16 protein-coding genes and 1 tRNA gene are annotated in these 17057 nt (G+C 38.7%); 4 read left to right on the top strand and 13 right to left on the bottom strand.

The features are described 5' to 3' along the window. Positions 1–239 precede the first annotated feature (239 nt). The gene (gene lipA / locus F952_RS12160) at positions 240–1253 is read right to left on the bottom strand and encodes a lipoyl synthase (RefSeq protein ID WP_004927945.1); all 1014 of its coding nucleotides are present in this window, start codon (positions 1251–1253) and stop codon (positions 240–242) included. Positions 1254–1454: 201 nt separating this feature from the next. Between lipA and sthA the strand changes: the two genes are divergently transcribed. Continuing rightward, entirely contained in the window at positions 1455–2870 is a 1416-nt protein-coding gene (gene sthA, locus F952_RS12155) for a Si-specific NAD(P)(+) transhydrogenase (protein ID WP_004927943.1), read from the top strand. Positions 2871–3535: 665 nt separating this feature from the next. On the opposite strand, the gene F952_RS12150 is transcribed toward sthA, so the two are convergent. Together F952_RS12150 and map are read right to left on the bottom strand one after the other, a co-directional pair. Further along, positions 3536–4663, bottom strand: coding sequence for an OmpW/AlkL family protein (locus F952_RS12150; protein ID WP_004927941.1), 1128 nt, complete (start codon positions 4661–4663; stop codon positions 3536–3538). Between the two features lie 198 nt (positions 4664–4861). After that, positions 4862–5686 carry a type I methionyl aminopeptidase gene (map, locus tag F952_RS12145; protein WP_004927938.1) on the bottom strand — a complete coding sequence of 275 codons (825 nt, stop codon included), beginning with the start codon at positions 5684–5686 and terminating at the stop codon, positions 4862–4864. A 208-nt stretch (positions 5687–5894) separates the two neighbouring features. On the opposite strand from map, the gene rpsB reads away from it, so the two are divergent. From rpsB to F952_RS12130, 3 genes are all read left to right on the top strand, one after another. Beyond that, positions 5895–6644 (top strand): 30S ribosomal protein S2, encoded by a 750-nt coding sequence (rpsB, locus tag F952_RS12140; protein ID WP_004927935.1) that lies wholly within the window; start codon positions 5895–5897, stop codon positions 6642–6644. A 135-nt stretch (positions 6645–6779) separates the two neighbouring features. Then, positions 6780–7655, top strand: coding sequence for a translation elongation factor Ts (gene tsf / locus F952_RS12135; protein ID WP_004927932.1), 876 nt, complete (start codon positions 6780–6782; stop codon positions 7653–7655). Between the two features lie 64 nt (positions 7656–7719). Further along, the gene (locus F952_RS12130; protein ID WP_004927929.1) at positions 7720–8202 is read left to right on the top strand and encodes a DUF3465 domain-containing protein; all 483 of its coding nucleotides are present in this window, start codon (positions 7720–7722) and stop codon (positions 8200–8202) included. A gap of 22 nt (positions 8203–8224) precedes the next feature. Here F952_RS12130 and F952_RS12125 read toward each other — a convergent pair whose 3' ends face one another. From F952_RS12125 to F952_RS12080, 10 genes are all read right to left on the bottom strand, one after another. After that, positions 8225–8674: an Mpo1 family 2-hydroxy fatty acid dioxygenase gene (locus F952_RS12125; RefSeq protein WP_004927925.1), complete on the bottom strand. Its 450-nt coding sequence runs from the start codon at positions 8672–8674 to the stop codon at positions 8225–8227. Between the two features lie 472 nt (positions 8675–9146). Then, positions 9147–9761 carry a septal ring lytic transglycosylase RlpA family protein gene (locus F952_RS12120; RefSeq protein WP_004927923.1) on the bottom strand — a complete coding sequence of 205 codons (615 nt, stop codon included), beginning with the start codon at positions 9759–9761 and terminating at the stop codon, positions 9147–9149. Between the two features lie 283 nt (positions 9762–10044). Beyond that, positions 10045–11046 carry a lytic murein transglycosylase B gene (gene mltB / locus F952_RS12115; RefSeq protein ID WP_004927921.1) on the bottom strand — a complete coding sequence of 334 codons (1002 nt, stop codon included), beginning with the start codon at positions 11044–11046 and terminating at the stop codon, positions 10045–10047. 37 nt (positions 11047–11083) lie between these two features. Then, entirely contained in the window at positions 11084–12226 is a 1143-nt protein-coding gene (gene rodA, locus F952_RS12110) for a rod shape-determining protein RodA (protein WP_004927919.1), read from the bottom strand. A gap of 122 nt (positions 12227–12348) precedes the next feature. Beyond that, a complete protein-coding gene (locus tag F952_RS12105) occupies positions 12349–13002 on the bottom strand; it encodes a hypothetical protein (protein ID WP_004927917.1) in 654 nt (217 codons plus the stop codon). A gap of 22 nt (positions 13003–13024) precedes the next feature. After that, positions 13025–13840, bottom strand: a complete 816-nt coding sequence (gene queF, locus F952_RS12100; protein ID WP_004927915.1) for an NADPH-dependent 7-cyano-7-deazaguanine reductase QueF — start codon at positions 13838–13840, stop codon at positions 13025–13027. Next, positions 13837–14610: an ABC transporter permease gene (locus tag F952_RS12095; protein ID WP_004927913.1), complete on the bottom strand. Its 774-nt coding sequence runs from the start codon at positions 14608–14610 to the stop codon at positions 13837–13839. Before F952_RS12095 ends, queF begins: the two co-directional genes overlap by 4 nt. After that, positions 14610–15551 (bottom strand): ABC transporter ATP-binding protein, encoded by a 942-nt coding sequence (locus tag F952_RS12090; protein ID WP_004927911.1) that lies wholly within the window; start codon positions 15549–15551, stop codon positions 14610–14612. Before F952_RS12090 ends, F952_RS12095 begins: the two co-directional genes overlap by 1 nt. 212 nt (positions 15552–15763) lie before the next feature. Continuing rightward, positions 15764–15840, bottom strand: a tRNA-Arg gene (locus F952_RS12085). Positions 15841–16361: 521 nt separating this feature from the next. After that, positions 16362–17051, bottom strand: a complete 690-nt coding sequence (locus tag F952_RS12080) for a putative quorum-sensing-regulated virulence factor (protein ID WP_004927907.1) — start codon at positions 17049–17051, stop codon at positions 16362–16364. Between the last annotated feature and the right edge of the window lie 6 nt (positions 17052–17057).

Raw genomic sequence — 17057 nt, 5'->3', positions numbered from 1 at the left:
GAATCAATGACGTATTTATATGTCTTTATCACTGGGATTTATATGATTTGTAGTGTGAAATCAGTTGATGTTTCCCTGTTTTATTGATCAATATAAACAAGTTTTTTTGTACTTTTTATAAATAGTGTATTTTTTATAATTTTCGCAGGGGAGTTAGGTTATTGATTTGTCACAAAAGGTTACTAAAAAATAAAAACCTCCCAAAGTTTTGAGAGGTTTTCTAAATAAGAAGAAACTAATTAAGCTTCGATAGCCTGAACAGCAATCTTTTTGGCAGGATCTACTTTACGGCGTACAGCTGGTACAGGTTCGCCGTGGTATTGACGATCTGCAAAGTAGCTTGAGCGAACCATTGGGGCCGACCAGATATTTCTAAAGCCAAGTTGACGACCATGTTCCGCATAACGTTCAAATTCTTCTGGTGTTACAAAACGATCAATAGGAGCATGTTGTTTTGAAGGCTGTAAGTATTGACCAATCGTGACGTAATCAACATCATGTGCACGCAAGTCATCAAGTAAAGCAATGACTTCATCTTCAGTTTCACCAATACCGACCATTAATCCACATTTAGTTGGAATATCTGGGCAATATTCTTTAAACATTTTCAGCAGTGTTAAAGAATGCTGATAATCTGAACCTGGACGCATGGCTTTATACAAACGAGGAACAGTTTCAATATTGTGATTAAACACATCTGGTGGGCATTCAGTCATGATGCGAAGTGCAATATCCATACGACCACGGAAGTCTGGTACCAGAATTTCAAGCAGTGTATTTGGGCTTAATGCGCGCGCTTCTTTAATACAATCAACAAAGTGCTGAGCGCCACCATCGAGCAAATCATCACGGTCTACCGAGGTAATTACCGCATACTTAAGCTTAAGATTTGCAATGGTTTCTGCCATATGGCGAGGTTCATCTGCATCTAAAGCATTTGGACGACCATGAGCCACATCGCAGAATGGGCAGCGACGTGTACAGATATCGCCCATAATCATAAATGTCGCTGTACCGCCCCCAAAACATTCTGGCAGATTGGGGCAAGCCGCTTCTTCACATACAGTATGCAATTTTTGTGATCGTAATGTGGTTTTGATGCGTTGCACTTCTTCTGGCGCAGTCATCTTGACGCGAATCCAGTCTGGTTTACGCGGTACTTCAACCGTAGGTACAACTTTTACAGGAATTCGGGCTACTTTTTCGGCACCACGGAGTTTTACACCCTGTTCAGGTTTACGGCTTTCAGACATAGTTAACTATTCCAATGTTATTCGCGTGAATTTCTATCGTTGACTATTATAACGGACTTGATGATAAATAGGGCAAATTCATTATTCATAAAAAAAATGTCGTTATTCCAGAATATAGGCTTGAGAAATACATTATTCGACAGCATAGTAGCCATCATTTATTATAAAATACGTAGATTGATTGGATTGAAGGAGCTTTGAATGCCACGTAAAAAAGAGGTCGTTAGTGGGAATTTCGTTAGATACGATGCGGTAATTCTCGGTTCGGGACCTGCGGGTGAAGGCGCGGCAATGAAGCTGGCAAAATCAGGGAAGCGGGTTGCAATTGTTGATATTCGTGAGCAGTTAGGTGGAAACTGTGCGCATGTCGGAACAATCCCGAGTAAAGCTTTACGTCAAACTGTATCAAGTATTATTCGTTACCAACGTGATCCAATGTTTCAAAAAGTGGGTGAATGGAAGAAATTCACCATGAAACAAGTTTTGAGTCATGCACATCGTGTGATTCAGCAACAAGTGGCTACGCATACTCGATTCTATGATCGTAATAATATTGATGTATTTTATGGTCGCGCTTACATTCAAGACCAAAATACGGTTCTGGTTTTTACACCTGAAGGTATTAAAGAGTCGATCATATTTGAGCAACTTGTAATTGCAACAGGTAGTCGACCTTATCAGCCTCAAGGTCTCGATTTTAAACATAAGCGTGTATTCGATTCTGATAAGATTCTCGACTTGGACTATCCGATTCACAAGATTATCATTTATGGCGCAGGTGTTATTGGCTGTGAATATGCATCTATTTTTATTGGTTTGAATCACAAAGTTGATCTCATCAATACTCAGCATAAACTGCTCAGTTATCTTGATGATGAAATTGCTGATGCGCTGTCTTATCATTTGCGGGAACAGGGCGTTCTGATCCGTCATAATGAACAAATCGATCATTTGGAAACCCATGATGATTATGTTGTCTTACATCTGCAAAGCGGTAAAAAAATTAAAGCCGATGCGATTTTGTGGTGTAACGGACGCTCAGGTAATACCGATGGTTTGGGCTTAGAAAATGTAGGCCTGAAGCCAAATGGCCGGGGCCAGCTGGCGGTCAACGAGAAATACCAGACTGAAGTTGAAAATATTTATGCAGCGGGCGATGTTGTCGGCTGGCCATCTTTGGCATCTGCTGCATATGACCAAGGGCGCTGTGCTGGTGCAAACATGAGTGGCGAAGAAAATGTTAAACCAGTGACCGATATCCCGACAGGAATTTACACCATTCCAGAAATTTCATGTTTTGGTAAAACTGAGCAGCAATTAACGGAAGAGAAAATTCCTTACGAAGTCGGACAGTCATCTTTCCGTCATTTGGCGCGTGCCCAAATTACAGGCGATACAGTGGGTGAGCTCAAGATATTATTCCATCGTGATACCTTGGAAATTTTGGGAATCCATTGCTTTGGTAATAATGCATCAGAAATTATTCATATTGGTCAAGCAGTGATGCAAAGTCCAAATAATTCTTTGAAGTATTTTATGGAAACGACCTTTAACTATCCAACGATGGCTGAGGCTTATCGTGTGGCTGCATTAAATGGTTTAAATCGTTTGTTTTAAAGCATCTTTATCAGTTAAAGCATATAAAAGAAAGCCCGTCATTTGACGGGCTTTTGCGTTGATTCAATTAAGCATTATTATTGTTTTTTATTTTTATTAGAACAAAGAATTTTTATGGTTTTATGACAATCGAATGTCTCTTTGCTAAGCTTATTGTTTTTAGTAAACGCTTCTGGTCTATTGGAAAAAATTTGTGTCGATACGGTCTGGCCTGATGATCTCAAAACATCGTATCGCCAATTTTTCATTCATATTGATATGTAAACTGTAGCTGTGCCAAATAATCAAGATGTCTTTGGAGCATGCTATATCGCTTTAGATGATATAGCGCAGCGATTCTTATATTTGCTAAACACCAAATCTGTTGATGCCAGTTTGGAGCATCCTGAATTGCTCGAAATGGTTGAGTAAAACTGCTCATAACTTTTAATTTAATCAATAATCTTGCTATCTAGAGCATATAAAATCGAATCGACGTAATGAAATGACAAAAAATGCATTGGTTATGAAAATTTAAATTATGGTCTCAAATTGTTGTTTTTACAATTTATATTATTTTTCTATAAACATTGTTTAAAGTGCATGTAGATGATATCTAGGCTTCAATTATCGATAACCATGCTGAAAAAAGCAGCCAAAGCTGCTTCTGATAAAGGGGGATATATTTAGAAGCGATAGCCTACACCCACGTAGGTAATGAGTGGATCGATGTCAATTTTTGTTTTTGAGTTGATCAGCTCTTTGCCAGTATTGCTATCCGTCACCGTAATTTTTGCTTCATTGTTCATTTTAGAATAGGAAACAGACCCTACTGCAAACCAATTTTCATTAAAATCATATGTTGCACCAATGGTTGCAATAGGAGCAAAAGTATCTGTGGCTTTCACATCGACGATGGGATTAGCAGATGATGTTTTTTTATCCAAGGCAGCACCGGCTTTATTATCCTGAATGTTCTGAATCATATGGCCTGCAGTAATCAAATCAGCTTCTATGTCTGGGTTGAGTTTTACTTCATTGAAGTAAGCGTACATCACACCTACACCCACATATGGTCTAAACTTATTTACGCCAGAGCGACCAAATTGATAATGTAATTCAGCCGCAGGTAACCATGCTCGCACAGAAGCAGCACGCTTGCCCTGTTCTAAATCTGTAATTTTAATGTCTTGCTTTAATGGAATATCACCACCAGCTTGACTAATAATATTGCCAATAGCATTACCCAGAAGAGAGCCATCTTTTAACGGCGTTGCAGAGCCAGAAAGTGGGGCGTAAATTGTTCCTTTACCCTTGATATCAACTTTAGGTGGAATACCTGCTTTAATTTCTAGTGACCAATTATCCGTAAAATAATAGTTGGTTAAAATACCGAGTGTATCTGCATTTTGAGCTTCTAAGCCTGTATTCGGTGCTTCCCACTGTGATAAACCATTAATCGTTGCTGTACCCGCTAGGGCTGATGGTAAAGTATTGCCACCGAGCAAATCTTTATAACCAGTATTGAGCAACCCATACCAAGCTTTTCCAGCTACTGTACTCTGATCAATTGCATTTAAAACACTATCTGTAGAAACATCACCAACTTTGGATTGAGTTCCTTCTGCTACACTCGTGTTGATATATACGGGATTTGCTTTTCCCTGTGGCATGGCATGTAGCCAACCCGCAGATATCGAAAAGCGCTTGAAACCATCACCATCTTTTAAACTAAAATAGGGTGAATCGGCATGACTATAAGCAGGTAACAAGATGAGGCTTGTCAATAAGCTAGCAAATGACTTTTTCATCATTAAGGGACTCCATGTCCAGTTTTGTGATCGTTTTTCTTAGTTAATATCTTAATTGCAGAATCAAGGAGACGATGTAAAGGAACATTTTCCAAATGTTGTAAAAGTGAAATAAAAATGAAAAATGTGAACTAAAAATGTATAAATTAAACAAATAAAAGGCCACAAAGTGACCTTTTATACACATTAGAAAATATAAAATTACATAAAACGAGATAAATCTTCTTCTGGTCGGGCAGTTAAAACCTCAAGTCCAGTTTCTGTAACTAAAATTGTATGCTCAAACTGTGCAGATAATTTATGATCCTTAGTGACAACAGTCCATTTATCGCCTAGTAATTTGGTTTGCCAAACACCAGCATTCACCATTGGCTCAATAGTAAATGTCATGCCAGCTTCAAGCTGCATACCTGTGCCTTTTTGGCCATAGTGAAGGACTTGTGGTTCATCATGAAACACGGTTCCAATCCCATGTCCGCAATATTCACGCACTACACTAAAGCGTTCAGATTCTACATATTTCTGAATGGCGTAACCGATGTCACCAATAAATGAACCTGCACGAACCGTTTCCATACCGCGATACATGGCTTCTTGAGCCACATTGCATAGACGATTGGCGAGAATTGAAGTTTCGCCGCCCACTACATACATCATGTTGGTATCGCCATGATAACCATCTTTAATCACAGTCACATCAATATTTAAAATATCACCTTTTTTCAGAATTTTCTCTGAAGAAGGGATGCCGTGGCACACCACATGATTGACTGAAGTACAGATGGTATGTTGAAACGCTGGTCGTCCTGGTGCTGCGCCATACCCCAAGCAAGCAGGAATAGCTTGTTGAGCATTGACAATATGATCATGACAGATTCGATCCAGCTCAAGTGTACTTACCCCTAGCTGAATATGAGGTTTAATCATGTCAAGAACTTCAGCTGCCAGTCGTCCCGCGATACGCATTTTTTCAATTTCTTCAGGGGTTTTGATCAGTCGACGTGGGGCTGTATAGGAACTATTCATGATGTTTAAAAACTTTTGGTAATTTGAAAGCAGTTATGGTATAAATACCCGCCCATTTTATCAAATGCTTTTCGTGAATATATTTTACGAATTGAGCTGATAAAATAGGAAAAAATCCGCACATATGTCGTCACATTACTCTGGGTGCCTAGCAATAGGTGGAGAATGCGGACATATGGAGGCCTAACCCAATTTTAAGGTAAAGAAAATGGCAGATTACAACGTAAGCATGCGCGACCTTCTTCAAGCTGGTGCGCACTTTGGTCACCAAACTCGTTTCTGGAACCCAAAAATGCGTCAATACATTTTTGGCGCGCGTAACAAAATTCACATCATTAACCTTGAGCACACTGTTCCTGCGTTAAATGATGCTTTGAACTTCGCTAACCAATTAGCAAGCAAAAAGAACAAAGTTTTGTTCGTTGGTACTAAGCGTGCTGCTTCTAACATCATCCGTGAACAAGCTCAACGTGCTGGTCAACCATATGTAGATCACCGTTGGTTAGGTGGTATGTTGACGAACTGGAAAACACTTCGCCAATCTATCAACCGTTTGAAAGATCTTCAAACTCAATCTCAAGATGGTACTTTTGCTAAGCTGACTAAGCGTGAAGCATTAGAGCGTACCCGTGAGATGGAAAAACTTGAGCGTTCTTTAGGCGGCGTTAAAAACATGGGTGGTTTACCTGACGCATTATTTGTAATCGACGTAGATCACGAAGCGATTGCAATTAAAGAAGCTAAAAACCTTGGTATTCCTGTAATTGGTATCGTTGATACAAACTCTAATCCAGATAACGTAGATTACGTTATTCCTGGTAATGACGATGCGATTCGTGCAGTAACTCTATATGCTTCAGCGATGGCTGACGCAATTCTTGCTGGTAAAGAATACGCGCAATCTCAAGCGAATGCTCAAGCTAAAGGCGAAGAAGCTCCGGCTGCTTCTGAGGCTTAATGCGTTTGACGTCTACTTGTCATTTTTGCGACATGTAACAGTGGCAAATTAAGCGTCGAGAAAGCAAACGGCCCAGAGTTTCCTTGGGCCGTTTTTTTTAAAAAGATTTATTTTCTACCTATTTAGGAGAACAACATGACTGCAATTACTGCAAGCATGGTAAAAGAATTACGTGACCGTACTGGTCTTGCAATGATGGAATGCAAAAAAGCATTAACAGAAGCGAATGGTGATATCGAGCTTGCGATTGATAACCTTCGTAAATCTGGTCAGGCAAAAGCTGCTAAAAAAGCAGGTAACATTGCAGCTGACGGTGCAATTACAATCGTTCAAGACGGTAATAAAGCAGTATTGGTAGAAGTTAACTGTCAAACTGACTTCGTTGCAAAAGACGAAAACTTCTCTAACTTCTCTAATGCAGTTGCTAAAGCAATTCTTGCATCTGGTGAAACAGATGCTGAAAAAGTTGCTGAACTTAAATTAGAAGATGGTCAATCTGTTGAAGAAGCGCGTATTGCTCTTGTTCAAAAAATTGGTGAAAACATCCAAGTTCGTCGTGCAAAAATCGTTGAAGGTGAAAACCTTGCTGTTTACAAACACGGTCTTCGTATTGGTGTAGTTGTGTCTTATACAGGTAGTGCTGAAACTGGTAAAGGTATTGCAATGCACGTTGCTGCGTTTAATCCAGTTGCAGTAAGTGCTGAAGCAGTACCAGCAGACCTAGTTGCTAAAGAGAAAGAAATTGCTGAAGCAAAAGCAATTGAATCTGGCAAACCTGCAAACATTGTGGAGAAAATGGTGTCTGGTTCAGTTGAAAAATACTTGAACGAAGTTGCACTTGATCGTCAAATGTACGTGATCGACAATGACAAGAAAGTTGCTGATGTATTAAAAGCTACAGCAACTAACATTGTTGAATTTGTACGTTTCGAAGTGGGTGAAGGTATTGAGAAAAAAGCAGAAATGAGCTTCGCTGAAGAAGTTGCTGCTGCTCAAGCCGCTGCAAAATAATTGATTATTTTGTAAAAAGCTCCTTCGGGAGCTTTTTTTATATCGTTTGATTAGGGCGTATTGAATGAACAGAACGGGATTGTATTCAGCAATAGCGGTTGTTGCATTTGCAACAGGTTATTACACATATTTCAAAGCGGATAAAAATCAAAATCTAAACTCTTCTCGTCCAGAGTTTTCAGAAAAACTTGAGTCATCTAAACAGTATAATCTGGGTATGGAGGCCATTTCTAAGGCTTTTCAAAATAGGCAAAGTAATGTTGAGGTGCAAGCAATTGGAAAGGTAAAAGCCATTTTACCTGATGATAATGAAGGTTCTAGACATCAAAAGTTTATCTTGAGCTTGGATAACGGTTTAACTGTCCTGGTGGCACATAATATTGATTTGGCTCCGCGCATTGATGGTCTTCAAAAAGGAGATATGGTGGAGTTCTTGGGAGAGTATGAATATAGTCCCAAAGGTGGTGTGATTCACTGGACGCATCATGACCCGCAGGGACGACATTCAAATGGTTGGTTGCGCTACCAAGGTCGAACCTATCAATAAATGATAGGTTCATATTTTTAGTTCAAACATGATTTATTTTTTGTTTACTTCGCCATTTTGGCAAGATTTTTTCAAGATACGCATCCATACACCAAATTGGGCCAATTAAAAGGAATTGTAAATCTTTAAAAAAAGATGGTTTTTTGCCTTCAATTTTATGCCCGTAAAATTGCCCGATCCAAGCGACAACAAAAACACCAATATAAAATCCAACGCCCACTGGTAGGACATGGATGAGCCATGCCATGACTACTATCAAGGCAGACATTGCTACAGCCAGCACTAAATCTAATCGTGCGTAAAACACCAGTGAGAGTACAACTAAAAGAGCAGTGAGTAATGCACTAAAGTGATAAATTAATCCAATGATTGAAAATAAAATAGCAGGTACGCATACCCAGTGAATTTTCTTATTCGTGGGATTTTGGTGGCTCTGGCTGTATTCATCAAACCATTCTGTAATGGTTTTCATATGAGTCATCCTTGTTTTATTTTTCCATTATTTTCTGACTATAAAGCACAATCTAAGTAGGGTCAAAATAGATTTCTGACTTGTGAGGATAAATTTTAACGAGATGAGCATTCATCGGCAAAAACACTCAAATTTATTGAAAAAATCATTTTGAGCAAAAATGACCTAAAAACTTTGTTAAATTTGCCCGGTATATGCAGCTTAAACAGTGTTTTTATCTTTTTTTGCTACTAGGGTAGCTTTTAATCAATTTGATTGCTTGTGGCGCAAATGAGAGCGAAATAGGGCTAGTGTAATGTTTAGTTTGTTTTTGTGTTTAAAAAGTGATCGTTTTCGTAAAATTGCATTGAGAATTACAATAAATCATTTTAACTTATAAGCGAGGATATTAGTTAGAACAAAAACTATCGACTAAAAATAAAGAAACCACCAAGTGGTGGTCTCTTTATCGCAAATGTGAGGGAGCTAAATCTTATGAATTTGGACCATCAACTCGCTCGATACTTACTTTACCTGTGCCAGCGTTGGTCATTCCAATTCGCTTTGCTGCAGCATAAGATAAATCTAAGACGCGGTTACCATGAAATGGACCTCGGTCATTTACCTTTACAACAACGCTTTTGCCATTATCCTTGTTTGTCACGCGGATATAACAATTCAGTGGCAAGCTACGGTGAGCAGCAGTAAGTTCATTCATATCGAAAGTTTCGCCGTTCGCAGTTTTGCGACCATGAAACTGACGGCCATACCAAGATGCAATTCCTGTCTGGCTGAATTTACGAACTGTATTTGACGCCACAGTATTTAATTTTTCAATCACTGAAGGCTCTTCTTCAGGGATTTCGATTTTAGCCGCAATGGTTTGACGACGAATTTTGTCACCCGAACTTTCGGTGATTGAAAGACTATTAAGATTTGAGAAGTGAGAGTTAAAGTTGTTTTGAGCATCTTTATTTAAGACACGTGCTGCCAAGCTTGAACTATCATTATCGCTATTTAAAGATGATGCAGGCACCATTTCAGCTTGAGAATGACTTACCGTCAGACCAATACTCAGTGCTAAAGCGTACTTTAACCTAAACTGCATTATTTAGACTCCTAGAGACAATTCACAAGGCTGAGCAAAACGCTAAACATATTGTGAACAGCCTAAATTATTCACTTTTGCAATTGCTTTATGGTGGAGGATGATATTCATCGAGTTTGTAGAGTGTCTAGTCTTTGTGATTAAAAAGTTACAAAAAGGACAAAAACGCACAAAAAAAGTATAAAAAATAACCAATATTGTAACATATTATTTAAAATGGGTGTTTTATATACTTTTTTACAAAAATATTTATTGACATTCTATATTTGTGTGAATTTTTAGGCTATCTACTTGCGACTTCTGTGCCTAATAACCATACCGCTGTAGCGTACATTCGACTTCTGTTGTAAGTGGTAATTACCTGAAAATTTGGATAGGTAATATAGTACATAGGACCATAATTTTCTTGAAGTTGGATTACATTAACCAGATCCAAATCATCAATTTTAACTACAGGATTAAGCGGTGTGACTCCCTGAGATTTGAGTACGCCGTAGGGGGTAGGCTGAGTTAAGTCTTTGGCAATCACTGCATCAGGAGTATTTCCGCTATAACGGGCTGGAAATCCGACTGGTTGGTTACGTTGCCAGCCATTTTGTGCAAGATAATTTGCAATCGATGCAATTGCATCTTCAGCAGAATTTCTGAGATCAATATGTCCGCTTCCATCGTAATCCACACCAAATTTGGTAATGTTGCTTGGCATGAATTGTGGATAGCCAATTGCACCTGCATAAGAGCCAACAATACTGTTGGTTGGATAGCCTTCCTTGTACGTCCAGGCAATCAGGGCGCCTAATTCATCACTGAAATAATCTGCTCGACGAGGATAACCAAAAGCCAAGGTTGCAAGCGCGTCTCGTGTGATAAAAGATCCTTTGTTGGCACCATAACCAGTCTCTACGCCTAAAATACCCAGAATAATAGATTGGGGAACACCAAATTGTTGTTCTGCACGATTAAGTACATCAGCATATTGGTTTTTGAATCTTACGCCACGTTGGATGGTTCCTTCTGCGAGAAACATGGCTTTATAATCGTACCAAGGTTTACTTTCGCCAGGGCGTGTCATAATACTTAAAATATTCGGTAAATTTTTAGCACCAGACATCGCATTATCAATCTGATCGGATGTCAATCCATAGGTATTCATGGTTTTTTGTTTAAAGCTTTGATAATTAGGATCTGTAATAAAATCATTTGCTTGTGAACAGCTTGCGGTGATAAATAAACTGCTCATGATTAGAAGTTGTTTAAATGGTTTGTTTAGCACCAAATTCAACATAATGTTATTAGTCCCTGAATCAAAAATAAAAATATAATTATCGATGTGTATGAATTGACATGACCAATCCAAAAGTAGCCATTAAAGTAATGATTGCAGTACCACCGTAGCTCATGAAGGGTAATGGCACACCTACTACTGGTAAAATACCACTAACCATTCCAGCATTTACAAATACATAAACAAAAAAAGACAAACCAAACGATCCTGCAACAAGACGTCCATAGTTGTGGAAACATTGCAGTCCAATCTGAAACGTTTTAAAAATAATTGCAAAATATAATATGATCAGAATAGTGACGCCAATCAGTCCAAATTCTTCTGAGTAAGCAGCAATAATAAAATCGGTATGGCCTTCTGGCAAAAAGTGCAAATGTGACTGGGTACCTTCTAAAAAACCTTTTCCTGAAAAACCCCCAGAGCCAATCGCCGTTTTTGATTGAATAATATTCCAGCCTGTTCCAAGTGCATCTGCCTCAGGGTTAAGTAAGGTAAGTACACGCTGACGCTGATAATCATGTAATAGAAATTCCCAGGCAACTGGAATAAGTAAGCCTGCTCCCGCAGCGGCTGCACCAATGATTTTCCATGAAAGACCACTCAGAAAAAGCACAAATACACCACTGGCCAAAACCAATAGTGAAGTACCTAAGTCAGGCTGTTCTGCAATTAAAATAAAAGGAATACCAATGAGAAGGAGAGAGCCTAGGACATTGATCAGACTCGGTGGAAGCGGTTTTCTGGATAAAAACCAAGCGACCATCATGGGCATACCAATTTTCATAAATTCGCTGGGCTGGACACTACCGAAGCCTGGAATATCAATCCAGCGCTGTGCACCCATTCGGATCTCACCAAAAACTTTTACGGCAACTAAGGCAAACAATGCGATCAAATAAAAATAGGGAGAAAATGCCTGATAGACCTTGGGTGGAATTTGTGCAAGCCCAAGCATGACAATAAATCCGATTCCAAAACTCATGGCTTGCTTTGAAACAAGCCCAACGTCTTGTGCCGATGCGCTATAAAGAACAGTCAGGCCAAGGCAGGCATTTAAAAGCAGAAAAGAGCAGAGCCAAGGATCAATATGTAGTCGTTGCCATCGCGATGGCAACATCGCAGTACTTAAACCATCACGAGGTGCCTGACGCAAAAATTTATATTGAGAGCTTGGAGACATAAGGTTTTACAAAGGATCAATCAATGCATGGCGCATGCTAACATATCCCTTGATTTAGGCAATCTCTATCCATATTTTGCAATAAAAAAAACCTGGAAAATCCAGGCTTTTTTCAGTCATTATTATTCATTGAAAAATAATGTATCGTGATATTCTGCTAGTGCTTTAAGTTCTAACCGGTTGAGATTAGGAATCAGTTTATCAATCGCGATATGTACTGCTTTAGTGACCGCTGCTGCGCCAATGTCGGAAGCCTTGCGTTTGATCATTCCCAAATCAAGTGTTTTATTGAAATCAATCATGAAATGCCGGATTGTTGCATCCGCAAATTGCTTATACTGTTCGGCCAGTACATGCTTATCAACCTGATTGCCAGCCTGAATTTCTGCAAAACTATTTTTGAGATTGATCACGAGAGTGGGATCTAATGTTTCACCAACTTTATATTCACCTTGTGATGTTTTAAATAAGCTACGTTGTGAAAATTCGATAGATTGCTGAACGATATCATTAGGAGCTTTACTCAAAAGTTGCTTAAGTAAAACAGCAACTGTTGATTTTACATAGCCAGCAAGTTTTTCAGCAGTTTCACGCTTATCACTTTCGGGAAAGCGGCGCACTAGCTCAACCAAAAGTGCATCTATGATCTCATCATTGATTTGTAGCGCAACTTCATCGCGTAAAGGATAAAGTGGTTCACTTGAGTTTTTCTTCTCGATACCTGTTTGAATGTTTCTAAGTAAAGCATCAGATGGAGTAAAACCAAAAAATGGCATGTTTGATCCTCAATTATTCATTTTATTGTCGAGCCAACCGAATAGGATTTGGCATCCATGACAAATCAGATACACGACATGGATTAATATCCAATCCACCGCGACGTGTGTACGTTGCATATACCATCAGTTTTTCAGGCTGTAGATTTTTCCAGATGTCGGCATAAATCTGTTCGACACACTGTTCATGAAAACCATTATGCTGACGGTAAGAAATAATATACGCCAGAATACTGCGGTAACAATGTTTTCTCCCCGTATAGCGAATAAACACGGTTCCCCAGTCAGGCTGACCAGTAACAGGACAATTACTACGCAATAAATGTGAATATAATGTTACATCCGCATCATGTTGTTCGTTTGCATCGAGTTTTAATAAACTGGCATCAGGGTGAGATTCTAAGCGCTCAGGTTTTAAATCATCAATGCACATCCCGCTTGGTTTACTGATTTCTAGCGAATCTACATCAAACAATTCAAGAGAAACTTTTGCATTGGCTGCTTGACTTAAATCTTTTTCAACTAGGTCAATTAGTTCTTGCTTAGATGCAAAAACATGAAAATTTAAGCTATTAAAGTAGAGCTTTAAGGATTTTGATTCAATCAGATAAGGCGAAGTCGCTGGCAGGGTGATTCGACCAATTGCGACTTGAGGAATGTTATCTGAATTAAGCCATGAAAGCTCGAATACATGCCACCAGTCTTTACCTTGCGAAATTCCTTCAATTTGTGCATATTTTTCACGAGCGGCATCGCGAGAAATTGGAAACAAAACACTTGGGCTGTAAGTTGTTGGATATTCTGTTTCTTTACCTAATAAAGATTGTTCTACACTCATTCACGCATTCCTGAACCACGAGAAAGTAAATAATAAGCTACTCCATATAAAATGGCACAGCATAAAGTCACGACGATGAGTGATAATGAAACATTTACATCACTTTGTCCTAATATGCCAAAACGAAAAGCATTGACCATATATACAATCGGATTGACCAAAGAGAGATTTTGCCAGAAAGGACTCAAAGCACTCATAGCGTAAAAAACGCCACCCAAATAAGTTAAGGGTGTTAAAACAAAAGTTGGGATAATTGAAATGTCATCAAATGATTTGGCATAGACGGCATTAATGAAACCACCTAACGAAAATAAAAAAGAGGTAATAAAGACTGTATATATAGTCACAAACCAATTATGAATATAAAGGTCTGTAAAAAACAGGCTCATGAGGGTCACGATAATTTCGACCAATACACCGCGGCATATTCCGCCGATAACGTATCCCCATAAAATTAAATGTAGCGGAACAGGGCTCATGATGAGTTCTTCAATGCTTTTCTGAAATTTGGCACTGAAAAAACTTGATGAAACGTTGGCATAACTGTTGGTAATAATTGCCATCATAATGAGGCCAGGCACGATAAACTGCATATAGCTAAAACCGCCCATTTGTCCAACACGAGAGCCCACCAGATTGCCAAAAATAACAAAGTACAGGCTCATGGTAATAGCAGGTGGTAATAGAGTCTGAGGCCAGATTCGCATAAAACGACGAATTTCTTTTCGAACAAGGGTGCCTAAAGCTGTTTTGAGCTGACTAAAGTTCACTATGCAGCTCCTTGTTGTTCTAGATTCTTCTCAACCATACGCACGAACAGTTCTTCCAGGCGGTTAGATTTATTACGCATACTTCGTACACGAATACCTTGAGCTTCGAGTAGCTGGAAAAGATCATTCATGGTATGCGCTTTATCCATAGTAACTTCTAAGGTAAGCGGATCAATAAGATTGAAGCGAACACCAATAATGTTGAGCTCATTATTAAGTTCAATAGGTTCATCTAAATCAAAAATAAAAGATTCTTCACTTAATTGATTGAGGAAGCTTTTCATGGTGGTATCTTCTTTGATCACACCACGATCAATAATCGCTATTCGACGGCAAAGCATTTCTGCTTCTTCAAGATAATGGGTGGTGAGGATAATTGAAGTACCTTGATTATTCATTTCAACTAGAAAATCCCACATCGAACGGCGCAACTCGATATCGACACCTGCGGTAGGTTCATCAAGGATCAGTAACTTCGGCTCGTGCATCATGGCGCGTGCAATCATTAAACGACGCTTCATGCCACCCGACAGCATACGTGCCTGCATATCACGTTTTTCCCAGAGTCCAAGCTTCTCGAGATAACGTTCAGCACGTTGTTCTGCTATCTTTTTGGGAATTCCATAATAACCAGCTTGCGTAACTAATATGTCAAATGTCTTTTCAAAATGACCAAAGTTAAATTCTTGAGGTACAACACCTAAGCATTGCTTTGCAAGTGAAGGATGACGATCAAGGTCATGACCAAAAATTTCGACAACACCAGAAGTTTTTTTTGTTAAGGAGCTGATGATGCTAATGGTGGTGGATTTTCCTGCACCGTTAGGACCGAGTAGTGCATAAAATTCACCTTCTGGAACAGTTAGATTGATTCCTTTTAAGGCTTGAAATCCATTGCGATAAGTTTTAGACAAATCACGTAATATCAAGGCATCAGTCATGAAACACTCACACTTAATTCAGTATGCAGTATTTTGAGCGATATCGGAAAATAAACCAAGTTAAATAATGGGATTTAGCTCTATCAAATCTGCAACGCTTGCGGAATATAGAAATGAAGTAATAAGAGAAGGAAGCTAAATATTGAGAAGGGTATAGGTAAAAGTTGATCACTACACCAAAATCGCTTGCAAACTTATATATTAAGGAATATTGGTGCGCTCGGCGGGGATCGAACCCACGACCCCAGGCTTCGGAAACCTGTACTCTATCCAACTGAGCTACGAGCGCATGCGTTGCACATCATAGGCAAAAAAAAGCATCTGGTAAAGTCAATAAGGCATATCACGGTTTTTATGTCTAATTAATCATCAAATTAGATAAATTGAATATTTTATTTTACTTGTAAAAAAAGCCCATCGAGATGGGCTAAAGGGCTAAACAATACTTTCCATAAATTTCAGAAATATGCATATTTCTGAAATTCATTTCATCATACGCATATTTTTTAGAAAAGTTGCTTCGTCTTTAGTCGTAAATCATAAATATTTTTATACCGTACAGTCATCGATAAAAAAGTAAAAAACAAAAAAGTAGATTTGAAAAATAAATAATTAAATTTCAATTGATTATTATGGGTATTTCAAAGATAGCGGAGAGTAATTGGGGCTTTTATTTTATGACAGGATTTTAATTTTGGTTGTATGAATATCAAAAAATGCCATGTCTGCCAAAAATATTCAGCAGACACTAAAGGATATGGCAAAGATAGAAACTACAAAATTGATGAAATAGTCAGTGAGAGCTATATTTTAGACCAGTGATGTTTCCAGTGCCTTTTTGAGATAATTGTCTAGATCATCTTGACGTAATAACCATTGTATATAGTCACGAGGCAAATCTGAGATGGCAGTTCCTTTGTGTTTACCAAAATTAATTATTTTAGGAATACGCGCTTCTTCGGAAGCATTGTAGAGTTCTTCGATAGTCGAAATATCAAGATGATGCACAATATGCATCAGAATGTTGGCCGTTAATATAATATCTGCGTCGGCACGGTGAGCACCTTTGAGTAATTCACGAGCTTTAGGGCTGCCCTTGGAAATTTGATAAATTAACGCCGAAATATTATGTGCTTCTGATTCAGGCCAAACTTTTCTAGCAAGCGCGAGAGTACAAATCGCCTTGATATGACGAACATCAACGCCACAACGGGCAATCGCATTGATATCATAATCAATATTATGACCAATGATATATTGAGTCGATGTTGGGAGTTCAAAGCTTGTGTAAAGTGGCTGGTTCTGAAGATCAGATTCGAGAATGTGATGCACAGCCATTGCTGCATAGGAAATTGGTTCTTCCACACTATATAGTTGGTCGAAAAGCTGACTTTTATCGAGTGTCATTTTTCCATTGTGTATTTCGATTGGAGCATATGCAATCTCGATGGGCTTGCCATTTAATGTGTGAGTTTCCGTGTCCAAAATAATGGCATTCATAACATT

Source organism: Acinetobacter baylyi DSM 14961 = CIP 107474 (genome assembly GCF_000368685.1).
Lineage (GTDB): Bacteria > Pseudomonadota > Gammaproteobacteria > Pseudomonadales > Moraxellaceae > Acinetobacter > Acinetobacter baylyi.
Note: the sequence above shows the minus strand (reverse complement) of the source record. Positions and strands in the feature narration are given on the sequence as shown.